This is a genomic window from Brevibacterium salitolerans, assembly GCF_039531405.1.
In the GTDB taxonomy this organism is placed as follows: Bacteria; Actinomycetota; Actinomycetes; order Actinomycetales; family Brevibacteriaceae; genus Brevibacterium; species Brevibacterium salitolerans.
Genome location: NZ_BAAAPZ010000004.1, coordinates 114,179 through 131,353, shown reverse-complemented (window position 1 = coordinate 131,353; position 17,175 = coordinate 114,179). Strand labels below are relative to the sequence as shown.

15 protein-coding genes are annotated in these 17,175 nt (G+C 66.1%); 2 read left to right on the top strand and 13 right to left on the bottom strand.

Features of this window, described 5'->3' with window-relative positions:
* Positions 1–137: 137 nt before the first annotated feature.
* From ABD240_RS06255 to ABD240_RS06220, 8 genes are all read right to left on the bottom strand, one after another.
* Positions 138–1,760 carry a class I adenylate-forming enzyme family protein gene (locus tag ABD240_RS06255; RefSeq protein ID WP_344336294.1) on the bottom strand — a complete coding sequence of 541 codons (1,623 nt, stop codon included), beginning with the start codon at positions 1,758–1,760 and terminating at the stop codon, positions 138–140.
* A 103-nt stretch (positions 1,761–1,863) separates the two neighbouring features.
* Entirely contained in the window at positions 1,864–2,790 is a 927-nt protein-coding gene (locus ABD240_RS06250) for a fumarylacetoacetate hydrolase family protein (RefSeq protein ID WP_344336293.1), read from the bottom strand.
* Positions 2,787–3,746: an MBL fold metallo-hydrolase gene (locus ABD240_RS06245; protein ID WP_344336291.1), complete on the bottom strand. Its 960-nt coding sequence runs from the start codon at positions 3,744–3,746 to the stop codon at positions 2,787–2,789. Before ABD240_RS06245 ends, ABD240_RS06250 begins: the two co-directional genes overlap by 4 nt.
* A complete protein-coding gene (locus ABD240_RS06240) occupies positions 3,739–4,737 on the bottom strand; it encodes an ABC transporter ATP-binding protein (RefSeq protein WP_344336290.1) in 999 nt (332 codons plus the stop codon). The genes ABD240_RS06245 and ABD240_RS06240 overlap by 8 nt, the downstream gene beginning before the upstream one ends.
* The gene (locus tag ABD240_RS06235; protein WP_291798087.1) at positions 4,712–5,707 is read right to left on the bottom strand and encodes an ABC transporter ATP-binding protein; all 996 of its coding nucleotides are present in this window, start codon (positions 5,705–5,707) and stop codon (positions 4,712–4,714) included. The genes ABD240_RS06240 and ABD240_RS06235 overlap by 26 nt, the downstream gene beginning before the upstream one ends.
* Positions 5,707–6,579 (bottom strand): ABC transporter permease, encoded by an 873-nt coding sequence (locus tag ABD240_RS06230; RefSeq protein WP_291798089.1) that lies wholly within the window; start codon positions 6,577–6,579, stop codon positions 5,707–5,709. The genes ABD240_RS06235 and ABD240_RS06230 overlap by 1 nt, the downstream gene beginning before the upstream one ends.
* A gap of 9 nt (positions 6,580–6,588) precedes the next feature.
* Complete coding sequence (locus ABD240_RS06225) at positions 6,589–7,527, bottom strand: ABC transporter permease (protein ID WP_344336287.1); 939 nt, start codon at positions 7,525–7,527, stop codon at positions 6,589–6,591.
* A gap of 3 nt (positions 7,528–7,530) precedes the next feature.
* Positions 7,531–9,075: an ABC transporter substrate-binding protein gene (locus ABD240_RS06220; RefSeq protein WP_344336285.1), complete on the bottom strand. Its 1,545-nt coding sequence runs from the start codon at positions 9,073–9,075 to the stop codon at positions 7,531–7,533.
* A gap of 86 nt (positions 9,076–9,161) precedes the next feature.
* Between ABD240_RS06220 and ABD240_RS06215 the strand changes: the two genes are divergently transcribed.
* Positions 9,162–10,133, top strand: a complete 972-nt coding sequence (locus ABD240_RS06215; protein WP_344336283.1) for an AsnC family transcriptional regulator — start codon at positions 9,162–9,164, stop codon at positions 10,131–10,133.
* A gap of 34 nt (positions 10,134–10,167) precedes the next feature.
* Entirely contained in the window at positions 10,168–10,446 is a 279-nt protein-coding gene (locus tag ABD240_RS06210; RefSeq protein WP_344336280.1) for a transposase, read from the top strand.
* Between the two features lie 270 nt (positions 10,447–10,716).
* Here the strand turns inward: ABD240_RS06210 and ABD240_RS06205 are convergent, their stop codons facing one another.
* The 5 genes from ABD240_RS06205 to ABD240_RS06185 all read right to left on the bottom strand — a co-directional run bounded on the left by ABD240_RS06205 (position 10,717) and on the right by ABD240_RS06185 (position 17,147).
* A complete protein-coding gene (locus ABD240_RS06205) occupies positions 10,717–11,979 on the bottom strand; it encodes a Zn-dependent hydrolase (protein WP_344336278.1) in 1,263 nt (420 codons plus the stop codon).
* Positions 11,980–12,123: 144 nt separating this feature from the next.
* Entirely contained in the window at positions 12,124–13,740 is a 1,617-nt protein-coding gene (locus ABD240_RS06200) for an amidohydrolase (RefSeq protein ID WP_344336276.1), read from the bottom strand.
* A 74-nt stretch (positions 13,741–13,814) separates the two neighbouring features.
* Positions 13,815–15,284, bottom strand: coding sequence for a sodium:solute symporter family protein (locus ABD240_RS06195; protein WP_344336273.1), 1,470 nt, complete (start codon positions 15,282–15,284; stop codon positions 13,815–13,817).
* Complete coding sequence (locus ABD240_RS06190) at positions 15,281–15,586, bottom strand: hypothetical protein (RefSeq protein WP_291797051.1); 306 nt, start codon at positions 15,584–15,586, stop codon at positions 15,281–15,283. Before ABD240_RS06190 ends, ABD240_RS06195 begins: the two co-directional genes overlap by 4 nt.
* 124 nt (positions 15,587–15,710) lie before the next feature.
* On the bottom strand, positions 15,711–17,147 hold the full coding sequence (locus tag ABD240_RS06185; RefSeq protein ID WP_291797053.1) for an amidase: 1,437 nt from the start codon (positions 17,145–17,147) through the stop codon (positions 15,711–15,713).
* Positions 17,148–17,175: the final 28 nt, after the last annotated feature.

Below are 17,175 nucleotides of genomic sequence, written 5' to 3'. Positions count from 1 at the left end.
TCTCATTACGCGGATGTTACGCCCGACGGATGGTGAGACGAGCCGGTTTTCGGCGGGTGCGGGTGGGGGCGTAAGCGGCGGTGGTCCAGGTCGAAAGGCAGCCTGCCCTGCACGCAGCAGGGCAGGCTGCCTCACCCTCACTGCCGCAGCGCGTGCCGGCGGATCTTGCCCACACTCGTTCGGGGGAGCGCCTCCAGCCACTTCCAGCGGTGCGGCCGAGCGGCCTTGGGCAGATGCTGTGCTGCGTACTGCATGAGTTCCGCCTCCAGCGGCGGATGCGCAGGATCCTGCGCCACCACATGGGCGACCGGCACCGCATCACGGATGGGATCAGCTTCAGAGACGACTGCCACCTCGAGCACCCCCGGTGCCTCCGCCAGCACCGCTTCCACCTCAGCGAGGCTGATGTTCTCCCCGGCGACCTTGATGATGTCGTCGGATCGGCCTGCGAAGCGCAGCACCCCTGAAGCATCGCTCGTCACCAGATCTCCCGTGGTGAAGAGAACTTCCGGAAGGTCATCGTCGTGGGCTTCCTCTCCTGCACTGCTCGCGAATGCGCGCCGTGTGACCTCCGGTGCGTCGAGGTATTCGCGGAACAGCTCAACCCCGCGGCGTCCGTATACCTGCAGAAGACCAGGACGATCCTCATCGCTGCGAGTGGCAGCTGCCAGGGCTTCTGCAGACTCAGGGCGGGCTTCAGCGCCAGCCGCGTCCGTCTCGGCGAGCCGATGGATCCGGATGCGCCGGCCGGGGATGACCGGGCCGATGGAGTCAGGCCCCTCCCTGCCCGGCGGCTGGCACGCAACGACTGCTGTGGTCTCCGTCATGCCGTAGAGCTGCCGGGGGAGGACGCCGCAGAGGCGCGCAAAAGCTTCATAGTGGGCATGCGAGAGGTTCTGGGCGAACCATACATGTGTGAGGGAGAGCTGCGGGCCCTCCGCAGTCGCGGGGCGATCCGCCTGCTTGGACAGGATCATGCGAATGGGTGCGGCGAAGAGGCTGGCGTGCGTGGCACGGAGTGCGGACGCGTCGTCCACCCAGCCGCTGGCGCTGAACGAGGAGGTCAGCGCTACTGACGCGCCCGTTGCGATCGCACTGGCGAAGCAGTAGAACTGCGCATTTGCGTGGAACAGCGGAAGCGTGACCAGCCATCTGTGGTGCGGGCGGAGGCCTGAGAGCTCCGCCATCGTGCGGCCGGTGTATCCGTAGTTCGCCTGGGTGAGGACGACGCCTTTGGGCTGGGACGTGGTGCCTGACGTGAACATCACTGCGAGACGCTCCAAGGGGGCAGGAGCCTGTCTCGCCCCTGGCTCTCCACCGTGCTCGGGGACCAGGGGTCCGCCGTGGCGGAGATCATCAGCGGTCTGTTCGAGCGCGACGACGGGATTGCTGAGCGCGGCGGCTGCGTCTGCGTGCTCGGCTGCGATGAAGGTGACGGCTGGTGAGGTCCTCTCCGCCTGATGCTGCAGTTCGCGGGCACCGGATGTCGGATCGACGGGCACGATCCACGTGCCTATACGAGAGGCCGCAAGCCAGAGCAGGACGAAGGCGGGGCAGTTGCCCACACAGAGATGCACAGGGCGTTCCCTGCTCGCGCCCAGTTCCTCCAGCCGCGCGGCGGCGGCCGTCACCAGCCGGTCGAATTCCGCATAGGTCCATTCCGCATCGGTGCGCTGACGGTCTCGGAAGAGCAGGAAGGTCCGGTCGCCGTGGGCGGCGACGGACCGCTGCCACAGCTGCTCGAAAGTGAGGAGGTCCATGATCGATCTCTCGTCTCGGGGAGTGAGCCGCCCACGGCTGCGGGAGCGACGGAGGCCGTCGACTCCCACACCCGTGGGCGCCATGGGGTATGGGCGGAAGAGGTCAGTGACCGCTGGAGAGCGGATGGCGGGGCAGGCCCTCGACCACGGTCTGTGACAGCGTGCCGAGCAGTTCGACGTCCAGGTCCACTGTGTCTCCCGGCTGCAGCCAGCCGGAGAACGCCCCGCTGCCTGTGCGTTCGTGTTCGAGCAGGCACCCGCCGCCCACGGTTCCGGAACCCAGCACCTCGCCCGCACTCAGTGTGGTCCCGCGACCGGCATAGGCGATCACATCACCGAAGTCCCAGTTGATCGTCTTCCAGTTGCCGTCGGTCACAGGCCGTCCGTTGACCGAGGCGCGCATGTGCAGGTCGAAGCCCTTGCCTGCCCTTCGGGGCTCGAGCTCGTCTGCAGTGATGAAGTGCGGGCCCAGAGTGGTGGCGCTGTCCTTGCCCTTCGCAGGCCCCAGACCCAGCGTCATCTCCTCCATCTGCAGATCGCGTGCGCTCCAGTCGATGTAGAGGGTGTAGCCGGCGATCGCCGCCCGTGCCTCCTCCGGAGTGGGATTGCGCAGCTCTCTGCCCAGGACTGCGCAGACTTCGAGCTCATAGTCGAAGGTCTGACATCCCGGAGGGATCTGCACCGGATCCTCGGGTCCGATCACGGCATTGTGGTTGCTGATGTAGAAGGCGGGGAACTTCTGGTGCTTGGGATCGAATGTGCCGGGCCTGCAGTTGCGGATGTGCTCGTGGAAGCACATGCAGTCCCGCATGGCCGGCGGCTGTATCGGAGCCAGGAGCCGGAGTGCGCTGAGCGGCAGAGAAGTGCCGCTCCTGGCCTCGGCTGCGAGCTGGCCGAGGTCTGCTTCCGCTGCGAGGGCTGCAGCGACTTCGCGGAACTGTGGAATGGGATGGACCTGGTCATCTTCGAGCAGTCCGAGGAACGGCTTCTCTGCAGGGTCGTCTCTGGTCTGTGCGCTGACGAATCTCATTTCTCTCCTCCGGTGGTGACGGGCAGACCTTCGAGACGGGCCATGGCCTCGAAGGGGGCCGGCTGGGATGGGGCCACGTGGTCGGGGTCGAGGTGGGTGTAGATGTTGATGACGTTCTGTCCCAGCCTCTCGCTGTCGCCCAGCTGCGCGAACTCGCCCAGTTCGATGTCGTCGATCGCCTCCGCCGCGGTCATGCCGCGGCGGTAGCGGTCCTCGGCCTCGTGCTTGATGAACTCGAGGTAGCGCTTGACTCCGGCAACCCCCTCGGCATCAGTGACGGGGCCGTGGCCGGGCACATAGTGTTCGGCGTCGAGTCCGATGAGGTAGTCGCAGGCACGGATCCAGTTCTCCACGGGGCCGGCCCAGATGATGGGCGTGCCGCCGATGAACAGCGCGTCCCCGGCATAGACGACGCCCTTGTCCTTCACATGGGCGATCGCATCTCCCGGAGTGTGCGCGGGTCCCACGAACACGAGGTCCACGTCCGTCGCGCCCACTGTGAGGGTGAGGGACTGATCGAAGGTGCGAGTGGGCGGAGTGGCCACGATGCCGGAGAAGTCGAAGGGTCCGAAGACCTTGCGGATGTAGTCGCCGACAGGCCCCTCGAGGTCCTTGTAGCCGACGATGCGGTCGACGTCCTCCTGCGTCATCTCCGCGGCGGCCACGGAGGAGGCGATGATCTCTGTGGTCGTGGGCAGCAGCTGGTTGCCGTAGTAGTGGTCTCCGTTGGCATGGGTGTTGAACAGGTAGGTGACGTCACGAGTTCCCAACAGCTCTGCGTAGGCGTCGAGCATCTCCGCGGTGAGCTTGAGGTCGAACAGCGTGTCGACGATGAGGGACTGCTCTCCGTCGACGATGAGCCCGGAGTTGCTCCAGCCCCATCCGCCGTCGGGGAGCATCCACGCATAGCAGCCGTCGGCCACGCGCGTGAGTCCGCGCTCGTAGGTCTCAGTCATGGTCTTCACCTTTCTTCGAGGGTACTGGGGTCAGGGTGAGGGGGTGGTGGCAGGCGAACATGCGCGCTTCACCGCCGTCGTCGGCATTGCTCAGTTCTGGGGAGGCGGTGGTGCAGATGTCCGTCCGTCGCGGGCAGCGCGAGGCGAAGGCGCAGCCGGGAGGCGGGTTCGAGGCACTCGGCACCTCTCCGGTGCGCGCGAGCGCCTTGAGGTGCATCCGGTTCTGCGGGTCCGGGCGGGGGATGGAATCCATGAGGAGCCGCGTGTAGGGATGCCTGGGAGCGCCGAACACCTGCTGCGTGGGCCCGGTCTCGACCACTTCACCCAGATAGACGATCACCACCCTGTCGCTGATCGCCTCCACCAAGGACAGGTCGTGGGTGATGAACAGGATGCCGAACCCGTGTTCCGCCTGCAGATCCTTGAGGAGGTTGATGATGCTCGCCCGTGTGGAAACGTCGAGGGCGGCTACGGCCTCGTCGCAGATGAGCAGCTCCGGACTGCAGGCGAGAGCGCGGGCGATCGCCACACGCTGCCGCTGGCCGCCGGAGAGCTCGTAGGGATACCGGTGGAGGAACGATTCCGGCAGCCCCACCTTCTGAAGCAGTTCGACGGGATCTGCGCGCAGGGTGCTGCCGCCGGAGGTGCGAGCATGCAGGGGCTCGAGGATGACCTCGCGGATGGTCCAGGACGGATCGATCGAGGAGTAGGGGTCCTGGAACACCATGGGCATGGATTGGCGGGCATGGTTGATCTGCGTGCGTGTGAGCTCTGTGAGCTCTCGGCCGTTGAAGACGACGGAGCCGGAATCGGGGTCGACAAGGCGGAGCACCAGTCTGGCGCTCGTGGACTTCCCGGAGCCGGATTCGCCGACCACCGCCACTGTGCTGCCCGGTTCTACCGTGAAGGACATTCCGCGGACGGCATGCACACGCTGGCGGGAGAGCGGGGAGACGCGAAAGGCCTTATGCAGGTTGGTGACTGTGAGCATTGTCGATCCTCTCCGGGAAGATGCACCGTGCCCCGTGTCCGGGACTCTCGATGGTCAGCGGAACAGGTGCGGCGTCGCACTCCTCCGTGGCGAAGCTGCAGCGCGCGGCGAAGCGGCACCCGTGGGGCAGAGCGCGGAACTCCGGGACCGTGCCGGGGATGTCGACCAGTCGGTCGCCGGGGCCGTTGGGGATGCAGTCCATCAGCGCACGGGTGTAGGGGTGGCGCGGGTTCGCGAACAGCTCCACGGCCTCGGCGTGCTCCACCACCTGCCCCGCGTACATCACCGCCACCTCATCGCAGATCTGTGCGATGACCCCCAGGTCATGGGAGATGAAGAGCGTCGTGACGCCTTGGCTCTCGCTGATCTCCTGCAGCAGTGCGAGCACTTGGGCCTGGGTCGTGACGTCGAGCGCGGTGGTGGGCTCATCCGCAAGGAGAACGTCCGGTGAGCAGGCGATGGCCATAGCGATGACGACACGCTGGCGCATGCCTCCGGAGAACTTGTGCGGGTGGTCGCGAGCCCGCAGCTGCGGGGAGGGGATGTGCACCTGGTCGAGCACTTCCACCGCCCGGGCCCAAGCATCGCGCCTGTTCATCCCGGTATGGCGACGTACCGTCTCCGCGATCTGCTCGCCCACGGTGTAGTTGGGATCCAGCGCGGTCATCGGTTCCTGGAAGACCATGGCGATCCGGTTGCCGCGGACATCGCGCATCTGTCTCTCAGACATCGCGCGGAGGCTCTGCCCCTCGAGGCGGATGTCCCCGGAGGCGATCCGCGCGGAGCCGATCAGGCCCAGGACGGCATTGGCGGTGATCGACTTTCCGGAGCCGGATTCGCCCACAAGTCCGAGTGTGCGACCGCGGTGCAGCGTGAGTGAGACAGTGTCGACGATGGTGAGGGGGCCGGCGGCACTCGGCACCTCGACGACGAGGTCCTCGATCTCCAGCAGGGGTGGTGTCTGCGGCATCAGAACTTCCTTTGTTCGCGGCCGAGGGAGTCGCGGACGGAATCTCCCACGGTGTTGAAAGCCAGTACGACGACGAGGATCGCGAGTCCGGGCCAGAGGACCAGGCCGATGTTCTCCGAGGCATAGGCCGTGGCGTTGCGCAGCATGGAGCCCCAGGAGGCTTCGGGCGCCTGCACTCCCAGGCCCAGGAAGCTGAGCCCCGCCTCGAACAGGATGGAGAAGCCTATGGTCATGCTGATCTGCACGATCAGCGGCGAGGCCATATTGGGCAGCACGTGCGTGCGGAGGATCCGCGAGTGTGAGATGCCCAGAGAGCGTGAGGCCTCGATGTAGGTCTCCTGCCGGATGACGAGCGCGATGCTTCTGGCCACCCGGAAGAAGCGCGGGGCGTTGGCGACACCGATCGCGAGGATGACAGTGCGGATTCCAGGTCCCAGAATCGCCACCAGAGCGAGCGCGAAGAGCAGCGAGGGGATTGCCATGATCGCGTCGGTGACACGACTCAGAGTCGCATCGATCGCGCCGCGGAAGTAGCCGGCCGCGAGCCCGGTGGGCAGGCCGATCAGGAGACTGAGCGCGGTGGCGAGCACCCCGGCGAGAAGAGTCGGGCGAATGGCATGGAGCATGCGGCTCAGGTAGTCGCGGCCCACCTCGTCCGTGCCCAGCAGATGCGCTGCCGAGCTCGGGGCGAAGGCACTGCCCAGGTCCTGTGCGTCCGGGTCGTAGGGAGAGAGGAGCGGGGCCAGAAGCCCAACCGCGATGAGGACCAGCAGGAACACCAGGAAAGTCGTCCCCAGGCGGTCGGAGAGGAAGCGTCGTGTGAATCGGGCAAAAGGGGATTCGTGCTCCTTGGGGGCACGAAGGGTTCTCATGAACATAGGTCACACCGTCTTCGGGTTGAGCCAGCGGTAGGACAGGTCGACGACCAGATTCACCGCGATCACGACGCAGGTGATGAGGAGCACCGTGCCCTGCACCATGACGATGTCGCGGCTGAAGACCGAGCTGACGAGGAGGGAGCCGATGCCGGGGATCCGGAACACCGCCTCGATGAGCACGGAGAGACCGAACAGCCGGTTCACCTGCAGTCCGGCGACGGTGACCACGGGGATCATCGCTGACCGCAGCACGTGGCGCAGCTTGATCGTCACCGGGTCGAGGCCCTTCGCCTTGAGAGTGCGGACGAACTCCATCTCCTGCACGTCGATGAGGCTGGCGCGGGACTGTCGCGCGATCTCTGCGATGCCACCGGCCGCCAGTGCGATGACGGGCAGGGTAAGGCTCCTTGCCCACCGCTGCGGGTCATCGCCGAATGCGGTGTAGTCACCGCTCGGCAGCCATGCCAAGGAGATCGAGAAGATCGCGATGAGCATGGCGCCCAGCCAGAAGTTGGGCACCGCGATTCCCACGGAGCTCAGGGTCTGGATGGCACGATCGAGGAAGCTGCGGGGCTTGATCGAACTGATCACTCCTACGGCGGTGCCGATGAGGAGCGAAAGAACGAGGGCGAACAGGATGAGCTCCACCGTGGGCGTGATGCGGGAGGCGATCGCGCCCGCGACGGTCTGGCTGGAGAACAGCGACTGCCCGAGATCTCCGCTCATCACCGCTGCGAGCCACTGGAAGTACCTCACCACGAGGGGCTGGTCGAGTCCCAGCTGAGCATTGATCTCGGCAATCTGCTCAGGAGTGGCGTTCTCGCCCAGGATCGTCAGTGCCGGGTCACCCGGGATGAGCGCCGTGAGCATGAAGACGATGATGGAGACCAGCCAGAGCACGAGGAGCGAGGACAGCAGTCGCGTGAGGATTTCGCGCGCCATAGGTCACTCCTCGATCGAGATCTCGGAGTAGTCCACGGTGCCTGCAGCCGTGAGGCGAATGCCTTCGACCGGGCTCTTCTCCGCACGCAGGGCTTTCGAGCTGCAGACGGGAATCTGCACGGCCTGGTCCGCAGCGCGTTCATTGGCCTGCGCGTATGCGGCTGCGCGGTCCTCGTGCGTGGCAGCGGTGCGGCCCTCGTCCAGCAGGGAGAGCAGCTCCTCGTCCTCGTAGGCGCCGGGATTGAACAGTCCGGTGGGCTGGTACAGGCTGGCGAACGTCTTGGCCGGATCAGTGGCGCCCGGCCAGAGAGAGGTGTAGGCATCCGTGGTCTTCTGGCCGTTGAAGTCGCTGACGACCTTGGTGGGCTCGCTGATCTGGAGGTCCACATCGATGCCGATCTCTGCGAGCTGCGCAGCTTCAGCCTCGGCAATGACTCGATAGAGCGCGGCAGAGATCGCGGAGAGGGACATCGTGAAGCCGTCTGCGTAGCCGGCGTCGGCGAGCAGCTTCTTCGCTTCCTCCACATCGCGCTCAGGAGCCTTCACCTCGGAGCTCGCCGCCCAGTAGTCTGATGTGAAGAGCTGCCCGGTAGGTTCGCAGTTGCCTTCCAGGATGGTCTCGGAGATGCCCTGACGGTCGATGGCCAGCGAGATCGCCTTGCGCACCTGGGGATCGTGGAGCGGGCTGCCCTCCTTCATATTGAGGTAGATCATCAGGGGCATGGTTTTGGATTCCATCGCGGTGACGCTGAGGCCGGCCTGTTCCGCTGCCGCTCCCTGATCCTGGCCCAGGGCCGCGATGTCGATCTCTCCGGTGGAGATCGCCCGGAGACGGGCTTCTGGGTCCACGATCATCTTGAGCGTGAGCTTGGGGGTGCCGGCGTGGTCCGGATTCCAGTACTCATCGAATTTCTCATAGGAGATCGAGGACCCGGGGAGATGCTCGGTGACCTTGTACGGGCCTGCACCCACTGGCTGGAGATCGAGGTCGGGGTTGCTCAGCGCATCGGGGCTGATCATCATGCCGGCACGATCGGCGAGTGCGGAGAGGAAGGCTGCGTCCCGATTCTTGAGCTGAACGACCACGGTGGATTCGTCAGACGCGTCGATCGACTCAACGGAGGCGAAGTCGGCTTTGAGAACCGAACCTTCGTCGCCCATGCTCCGTTCGAAGTTCTTCTTCACGGCATCGGCTGTGAGTGTGGCGCCGTCGTGGAACTTCACGCCCTGGCGCAGCTGCAGAGTGAGCGTCTTTCCGTCGTCTGAGAGCTCGAAAGATTCCGCGAGGCCTGGGCCCACTTCGCCGGAATCGTCGACGTTGAGGAGGCTGTCGTAGGCGGGCAGCAGATAGACGGAGACGTACTGGTTGCCTGCCTTGGCGGGGTCGTAGTTCTGTCCGCCGTCAGTGGAGTAGCCCACAGTCACGGGCACGCCGGTGGAGCCGGAGTCCGCGCCGCTGTCACCGCCGGAACCGCTGCAGCCTGCGAATAGGGCCAGCGAGGCGGCTGCTGCTGTGGCGGTGAGGACAGATCTGCTGAGTCGAGTCATTGTCACACTCCCTTGTGAGACGTAATTCGGACCTAACTTCTAGTTAAGTCCGAATCCTGCACCCATTAAGCCGCTAACCTAGGGGTATGTCAAGACCCAAATCCACACATCTCGATGAGCTCGACGCCCGGCTGATCGGGCTGCTCGAAGAGAACCCGCGCGGTTCGAACTCCTCTTTCGCCCGGGAGCTGGGGGTCTCTGAGAAGACGATTCGCGTCCGGATGGAGAGGCTCTTCTCCGAGTTCGACATGCGCATCGAGGTGTCGGTGCGAGACCGTCCGCGGACAGCCGCACGCATGCTCTACGTCCTCAGCTGCAAAGTGGCGGACAGGTTCCGGATCCTCAACCGCCTCACTGCCGAAGCGGCCGTCCAGTACGGCTACGCGGTGACGGGAGGAGCGGAGATCGCGCTTCTGGCGGGTTTCGACGACGATGCGGAAGCATTCAAGTTTCAGCACGATATCCTCGAGCCGCTTGACGATGTGGAGATGGTCTTGGCGCTGAGGCTGATGTCAGAGGTGTCCTCCGGCGCTTCCAGGCGCGCTATGCCTCTCATCGATCCGAAGGCGCTCAATGCCGCGCTGTTGCGAAACACGGCAGAGATGGACGTGCAGGAGCTGTTGGCATGGCTGTCTCACGAGCTGGTGAGCGTATTCGGTGCAGACCGTTCGATGGCGGGTGCGTTCGGGGAGCCTGGGAGCGTGAAACTCGCCCACCGTCTGTGGCACAACTTCCCGCCGTACTATGCTCCGCAGATCCTGAAGCTGAGCGAGCCCGATCGTTCTCCGGGCACCATCAACTCGGTCGCGCAGACGCAGCGGGTGGTGTACGTGCGTGACGCGCAGGAATCGAAGATGTTCGATTGGGCAAGGACGCTCATCAAGCGCGTGGGCTATCGCACTGTTGTCTCATTCCCGCTCAAGTACGGGGATTCGCTGGTGGGGGTGGCGACGCTGTACTTCGACGAGATCCGTGAACTCGACGATTCGTACACGGCCACGGTGCAGAGCTTCCTCGACCAGGTGGCCCTGCGGCTGCATCTGGCGCTGCGGACGTGAGTAGATGTTGTTCTGCTTGGGAGGATGGCGCTGATTGTGCGCCGAGAACCTGAAGGCTGCGAAGAAGAATGCAGAGCGGCTCGTGGAGCGCCTTCCGCTATGTCTGATCCCGGAAGCCGCGCGGTTGAGGCGGACTCTGCAGCGGTGGAAAGCAGCGTTCCTGGCGTACTTCACTTCCGGCCGGTCCTTGAAAGGCGGGGCGGAGGTCATCAACGGGATCATCGAGCTCCGCCGGCGACTGGTCAGGGGGTGCCGCAACCGGGAGAACTACCGGCCGAGGATGCCTTTAGCGGCAGAGGGTCTTGATTGCTGAAACCCCTAGTCCCCACCACAAGTACGAAGAGCCGGTTATTGCCTGGTGCCACGGCCCGCTTGGGACTGTGATCCAACGAGTGAAGCTCCCTGGGTTCCGTTCCGATTCTCCTTCGTGAGACTCGGAACGGAACCCAGGGCGCTTCAGGCTGGCAAGCTTTGTGCGGACAGCCGAAGCTTTCTGCTGAGGCCCGTCACTCCAGGGATAGTGTTCTTTCTCAGTAACAGGACCTTCGCACTGGCGGCGTGGCTACAACCTGTCACCTGCTCATCAGCAGTCCCGATCGCTCCGCCCCGAAATCTCCACGATCGTGTTCAGCAGCACTTCGGCGCCAGCAAGGATGTCGGCGCTCTCCGTGAACTCGTCCGGGCAGTGGCTGCGGCCGTCGTGGGACGGCACGAAGATCATCGCCGTCGGCACTTGGAGCGCCATGAACGCCGCGTCGTGCCCTGCGCCGCTGTACATACGCGTGTGGGAGAGCCCCATGTCTGAGACCACCTGCGTGGTGATCGCAGTGAGCGGCTCCGACATGGGTACCGGTTCCTCAGACGCCAGCCACTCCAGCTCTACTTCCACTCCGCGCTTTGCGCCTTCCGCATGCGCCGCCTCGAGCAGACGCTCGCGGGCGTGCGTGATCCACTCCGCGTCGGGACTGCGGAACTCGCCCCATACCTCGGCGGCCTCATTCACCACATTCACCGCATCCGGGGTGAAGGTGATGCTGCCGGAGGTTCCGCGGCTCGTCTCATGCTCAGACGCAATGGCCTCGACCGCGAGGACTGTACCGGCCGCAGCGCACCCGGCATCGCGGCGAATGTTCATGGGGGTGGTGCCCGCGTGGTCCTGCCGGCCCTTGAAGATGCTGCGGAACGGCGCCACTCCGGTGATGTCCGTGACCAGCCCGATCTGCGTGCCCTGCGCCTCCAGATTGGGCCCCTGCTCCACGTGCAGCTCGACATAGGCGATCACATCGCTGAGGTCCATGACGGCCTCATTCAGGCGGTTCGGGTCCACGCGCGCAACGGCCAGCGCCTCACCGAAAGCGACGCCTTCCTGATTCTGGGCCCTCAGATGCGCAGCGGTGAGCCCACCTGTGAGTGCGCGTGACCCCACACAGCTGAGTCCATAGGGATTGACCTCCTCGTTGAAGAAGTCGATGACGACGAGGTCGTGTGCGAGCGTGATTCCGCTTGCGCGGAGCGTCCGTACGACCTCCAGCGCCGAAGCCACGCCCACGTTTCCGTCGAACCGCCCGCCGCTGAGCACAGTGTCCGTGTGCGAGCCCGTCATGATCCGTCCGCGAGCGCTCCCGTCGCCCTTGAGTACGCCGATGACGTTTCCTGCCGCGTCGATGCGTGCATCGAGGCCGGCGTCCTTCATGCGGGCAAGGACCCAGTGGCGTCCCTCGACGTCGAGTTCCGTGAGTGCGCTGCGCGTCCATCCCGGAAGTGAGTCGTCCACCAGGCCGGACAGCGCCTCCAGGTCTGCCAGGAGCTGCTCGCCCTGATCCGCGAGTGCGATCCTCTGAGTCATGTGTGGTCCTCCTCGTTCTTCTGAGCAGGCTCCCGTGCCGGAGGGCTCAGGCCTGCAAGCCTCGGCACCGAGACTGGCACAGTGAGCACGCGAGCGCACTGCAGGGTCGAGCGCCGAGATACAGGGGTGCCGACCGGACTCGCCTCACCCCTCCCACACCACCTCGCCGCCCACCATCGTCATCGCCACGCCGACCTCAGGAATCTCCTCCACGTCCGCAGACATCAGCGAACGGTCCAGCACCACCAGATCCGCGAACTTGCCCACTTCGACGGAGCCCTTCACCTCGTCCTCGTGCGAGGCCCTGGCGCCGTTGAGCGTGTACATCCGCACCGCATCCATGAGTCCCACGCGCTGGCGCGCACCCACCTCGGCACCGCTCCGAGACCGGCGGGTGAGCGCCGCGTGGATTCCCCGCAGCGGGGAGACCTCCGTGACCGGCGCATCCGAGCCGATCGCCACCGGCACCCCCGCTCGCACATAGTCCGCCAGCGGATACATGTGCTCCACCCGCTCGCCGTAGTTCCTGATGTAGCTGTCCCCGTACTCGTAGTGGAACGCCGGATTCGCCGTCGGCACCACGCCCAGCTCCGCCATGCGCGCCACCAGATCGGGCGCGGCCAGCCCGCCATGCTCCACGCGGTGCCTCGCGTCCTCACGCGGATGCCCCCGCTGCGCCCTCTCGATCGTGTTCAGCAGCATCTCGATCGCCGCGTCCCCCTGCGCATGCGAGGTCAGCTGCCAGCCCTGCGCGTGCGCCTCCACGAACACCTCGTCCAGCCCCTCCTGGCTGAGGTAGCTCACCCCGCACGTGCTCGGATCGCTCGTATACGGCTCCCGCGTCCACACCGTCGGCCCGCTGCTCGACCCGTCCAGGAACAGCTTGAGCGGACCAATCCGGAACCGATGATCACCCAGCCCCGAGAAGATCCCCACCCGCATCGTGTCCCGGACGATCCCCAGCGAATCGCCGAGGCCGCCCACCACCGCATAGATCCGCTGTTTCACGAGCCCGGTGGCCACTGCCCGCTGCAGTCCGCGCAGATGGCTGAACCCCTGGCCCGTCGCATCGTGGATCGAGGTGACCCCGTGCCGGGCGAACAGCTCCGACCCTGCCTCGTTGCTCGCATCCAGTTCGGCATCGCTAAGTACCGCAGTGGAGAACATGCGCATGTGCGCGCTCTCGATGAGCACTCCATCCGGTTCACCAGAGTCGTCGTGGGAGATCCGCCCGCCCACCGGATCGGGCGTGGCCGCATCTATCCCCGCAAGTTCCAGCGCCCGCGAGTTCACCGCCGAGATATGCCCGCACGCCCGCACGACGATGAGCGGGTGCTCGGTGGTCACACCGTCGAGTTCCGCCCGCGTGGGGTAGCGGCCCTCCGCAATGACCGTCTCGTTGAACCCCCACGCCCGCACCCACGCCCCAGCAGGCAAGGAGTCAGCCTTGGTCCGCAGCTGCCCCAGCAGATCGCCTACCGAACGCACGGACGGATCCTTGCAGGACACAGAGGTGAGATTCGATCCCACCATCGTGAGGTGAGCGTGGGCATCGATGAACCCGGGCATGAGTGTCCGTCCGGCGAGGTCCACCCGTCTGGTCTCCGGGCCCGCCAGCGTCTCAATCTCCGCCGAGGTGCCGACCGCCTCTATCAGGCCGTTCCGGACAGACACCGCCTCAGCGACTGAGTCGTGTGCATCGACGGTGAGCACCTCGCCGCCGGTGAAGATCGTGTGGGCGGACTGCTGCTGCGCTGTCATGTGAATCCTTTCCGCGGCAATGAATGCCGCCTGTCGCCGAGGCCGCGGCAGGGCGCCTCGGTCTCACTCCCTGATCACGCCTCGGCGGCGGCTTCCTTCCGCTCGAAGTACCGCGCCAGCGCGCGGTCCGAGCTCGGCCTCGTGAGCAGGGACACGATGACGAACAGGGGGATGTTCACCATCAGCCCCCAGATGCCGGCGTGGATGCCCAGCGGGTGGACGATGAAGAACGAGAACAGCACCGTGACGAGGAGCCCGGCCACCAGCCCCACGATGGCTCCCCATTTGCTGGCCCGCGGCCAGAAGAAGATCCCCACCATGATGGGCATCGCCTGGCCGGAGAATCCGTAGCCGATCAGCAGGATGTAGACGAGGCTCGCCGGCTCCGCGATGGAGATCGGCGCGATGATGAGCGCCATGATCGGGAAGATGAGCCAACGCGTGAGCCGGCCGGTCCTCTCGTCGCTGAGCTTGAACAGCGGCTGGATAATGTCCTTGCTGTAGGTGAGCGCCGTCGCGTGGATCTGCGGCTCGCTCGACGACATCGAGGCCGCCAGCGTGCCGGCACCCAGCAGACCAGCGAGCAGCACCGGCATGTTGTCCACGGCGAACTGGACCGCCACGTGGTCGGGGTTCGCGATGTCCGGGTACTCGAAGATGCCGATGAACCCCACGACGATCATCGGGATGAGCATGATGAAGTACAGCGGGATGAACGATGAGGCCTTGCGCAGCCCCGCAGGCGAGGCCGCTCCCATCCACGAGACCCAGTGCGACTGCCAGATGGAGAAGACGGAGATGAGGATCGAGGTGGTCCAGAACGCGTAGTTCATGTCGCCCAGGTTCCCTGGCAGGGTGAGGAACTGCGGCAGGTCCTCCTGCAGACGCTCGAAGATGGGCCGTGCATTGAAGCCGCCGGTGGTGTGGTTGATCGCCCACAGGCCCACGACCCACGCCGTGACGAACATGAGCACGCCCTGCAGCGCATTCGTCATCCCGATGGCCCGCAGGCCGCTGCGGTAGAGGTAGATCGCGATGACGCCGAGGACCAGGAGGACGCCCATCCACGTGGGGATGAGCCCGAAGCTCATGACGTTGAGGATGTACGCGGAGCCGATCGTCTGCAGGACCGCGTATGCGAGACCGGCGATGGAGACGCCTGCAGCCGCGATCCCGCCCAGCAGAGGCGACTCGTAGCGATCCGTGATCGCTGCCGACTGCGTCACGTGCCCGTACCGGTACCCCAGATGCCAGACCTTCGGTCCGATGTACCACGCGACGAACGCCATGAACGAGATGTAGACGATGACGTACATCGCGGGGACGCCCCGGGAGTAGGCCCAGCCGGGCGAGCCCAGGAAGGTGTAGGCGCTCACCATGCCCGCGCCGATGAGCAGGTAGACGACGAAGGCGTTGAGGCTGCGGTCGCCCGCGCCCCAGCCCTGCACGGTGGACATATTGTGCCCGCGGCCGGCGCGTACGCCGATGAGCACGGCGATGACCAGGTACGAGGCGGTGAGGAGCAGGGGAATGTACTGGGTCATGACTCCTCCCTCCTGTGAGCGCCGCTCGCGGCTTCAGATGCGCGGGCGTCATCGCCGGGTTCTGGAGGCTCGGGCACCTCGTCCGTGCCGTGGACTCCGAGGCCGTTGACGACGACCATTGCGACCGAGGTCAGCACGGTGACGATCACCGACCACGTGACGAGTGCGGGCAGGCCGAAGATCAGCTGCTCGGTGTCGAAGAGGACGATGGCGGGCCACAGGCCGAGCAGCATCGTGACCACCACGACTGCGATGGCCAGCCAGTGCCTGGCGGTTCTGGGTCTCCTGGTGCGGAACTGCATGGTTTCCTCTCTGTGCGCTGCGCGCTGCGTGCTGACTTTGCGTGCTGCATGCCGCGTGTGCGGAAGTCGGTGGATTCGCGCCGGCTTCCCGGTTCTGCCCGCGGTCAGTCGGCTGGTGCATCACTCACCGGCCGAGCGCCTCGAAGGCGCTCCCGCAGCCCAGCACCCCCTTGTCGTCCATGAACGCGCCGACGAGCTGAAGACCGAAGATGTGGTCGTCGGGAAACAGCCCCGGCCGCACCGAGAGCGCCGGGTGCCCCGTGTGATTCGCCAGTGACGTCAGCCGGACGAGGACGGTCGTCGCGTCCTCCGGCTCCGGCGTGCTGATGACCGTCTCACCGGCCAACGGCGGCAGGGTCACGAGAGTGGGCAGCGCGATGACGTCGACGTCTTCCAGCACCGCGTCCACCCTGCGCCGCAGTGCATCGCGGCGACGTCGCGCATTCAGGTAGTCCTCCCGCGAGATCTGCGCGGCGTCCCGGAGCGAGTCCCGGAGGGCGGGGCGGTAGCGCGCCTCCTCCGTGCCGAAGCGCGCAGCGTGGTACGCGTACATCTCGGCTGCCAGGATCGGCCAGTGCACCGCACCGATCTCGCCGGGCAGCGGCAGTTCGACAGGCACGAGGACGGCACCGGCGGCCTCGGCCGCGGCAAGCGAGCGCTGGAAGTCCTCGCGCACCGTCTCCGTGCACACCGCGAGGAACTCCGCCGACGGCACGCCGAGGCGCACTCCCTGCAGAGTCGCATCACTGCCCGGCAGATCCGCATCGCCCGGTGCGGCGGAAGAGCGATCCCCGCCCTCCTGCAGGCTTCCCGCCGTCAGCGCGGAGACCACGATGCGCAGGTCCTCCGACGTCCGTGCCAGGGGTCCCACGTGGTCGAGGGACCACGCCAGCGTCGTCACGCCCGCCGTGGGGATGAGGTCCATCGAGGGCTTGAGTCCCGCGATGCCGCACGCCGCCGCGGGGATGCGCACGCTGCCCCCGGTGTCAGAGCCCAATGCCGCGAACACCATGCCCGAGGCCACGGCGGAACCGGATCCGCCGCTGGAGCCGCCCGCCGTCCGCTCCGGCGCGAGCGGAGTGCGCGCCGGGCCAATCGTGGTCAGCGCGAACTCGTCCATGGTCGCCGATCCGATCACGACCGCCCCCTGGGACAGGAGCGCGTCCACGGCCGTGGCATTGTGATCCGCCCGGTTCTGGGCGAGGACGGCGGAACCGCACTCCCACGGCTTCCCCTCCATCGCGAAGTTCTCCTTGACAGCCACGGGAATGCCGTCCAGGAGCCCGCGCGCGGTTCCCTCTCGGAAGCGCGCGTCCGAGGCGGCGGCCTGTGCGAGGGCGTCCTCGGCGAAGACGTGCGCCAGCGCCCGCAGCTCCCCGTTCATGCGCTCTGCCGCGGCCAGCGAGGCCCGGGCGAGATCGGTCGATGTCACTTCCCCGTCTCTGAGCGCCTGTGCCGCGGGCGCTATCCGTCCCGCCGCCAGGAGCTCCTCGGCCGTGCTGGGCTGGCTGTGCGTGCCGGACTGGTTCCCTGTGCGGGACTGGTCTTCTGCACTGGTCATGATCGCCTCTTTCCTCAGGTTCCGTGCG

What these genes read in the sequence shown, in the direction of transcription:
- ABD240_RS06255 (WP_344336294.1), bottom strand. Translation starts at nt 1,760, where the DNA reads ATGGACCTCCTCACTTTCGAGCAGCTGTGGCAGCGGTCCGTCGCCGCC.
- ABD240_RS06215 (WP_344336283.1), top strand. Translation starts at nt 9,162, where the DNA reads ATGTCAAGACCCAAATCCACACATCTCGATGAGCTCGACGCCCGGCTG.
- ABD240_RS06185 (WP_291797053.1), bottom strand. Translation starts at nt 17,147, where the DNA reads ATGACCAGTGCAGAAGACCAGTCCCGCACAGGGAACCAGTCCGGCACG.
- ABD240_RS06225 (WP_344336287.1), bottom strand. Translation starts at nt 7,527, where the DNA reads ATGGCGCGCGAAATCCTCACGCGACTGCTGTCCTCGCTCCTCGTGCTC.
- ABD240_RS06230 (WP_291798089.1), bottom strand. Translation starts at nt 6,579, where the DNA reads ATGAGAACCCTTCGTGCCCCCAAGGAGCACGAATCCCCTTTTGCCCGA.
- ABD240_RS06220 (WP_344336285.1), bottom strand. Translation starts at nt 9,075, where the DNA reads ATGACTCGACTCAGCAGATCTGTCCTCACCGCCACAGCAGCAGCCGCC.
- ABD240_RS06235 (WP_291798087.1), bottom strand. Translation starts at nt 5,707, where the DNA reads ATGCCGCAGACACCACCCCTGCTGGAGATCGAGGACCTCGTCGTCGAG.
- ABD240_RS06245 (WP_344336291.1), bottom strand. Translation starts at nt 3,746, where the DNA reads ATGACTGAGACCTACGAGCGCGGACTCACGCGCGTGGCCGACGGCTGC.
- ABD240_RS06250 (WP_344336293.1), bottom strand. Translation starts at nt 2,790, where the DNA reads ATGAGATTCGTCAGCGCACAGACCAGAGACGACCCTGCAGAGAAGCCG.
- ABD240_RS06200 (WP_344336276.1), bottom strand. Translation starts at nt 13,740, where the DNA reads ATGACAGCGCAGCAGCAGTCCGCCCACACGATCTTCACCGGCGGCGAG.
- ABD240_RS06205 (WP_344336278.1), bottom strand. Translation starts at nt 11,979, where the DNA reads ATGACTCAGAGGATCGCACTCGCGGATCAGGGCGAGCAGCTCCTGGCA.
- ABD240_RS06195 (WP_344336273.1), bottom strand. Translation starts at nt 15,284, where the DNA reads ATGACCCAGTACATTCCCCTGCTCCTCACCGCCTCGTACCTGGTCATC.
- ABD240_RS06240 (WP_344336290.1), bottom strand. Translation starts at nt 4,737, where the DNA reads ATGCTCACAGTCACCAACCTGCATAAGGCCTTTCGCGTCTCCCCGCTC.
- ABD240_RS06190 (WP_291797051.1), bottom strand. Translation starts at nt 15,586, where the DNA reads ATGCAGTTCCGCACCAGGAGACCCAGAACCGCCAGGCACTGGCTGGCC.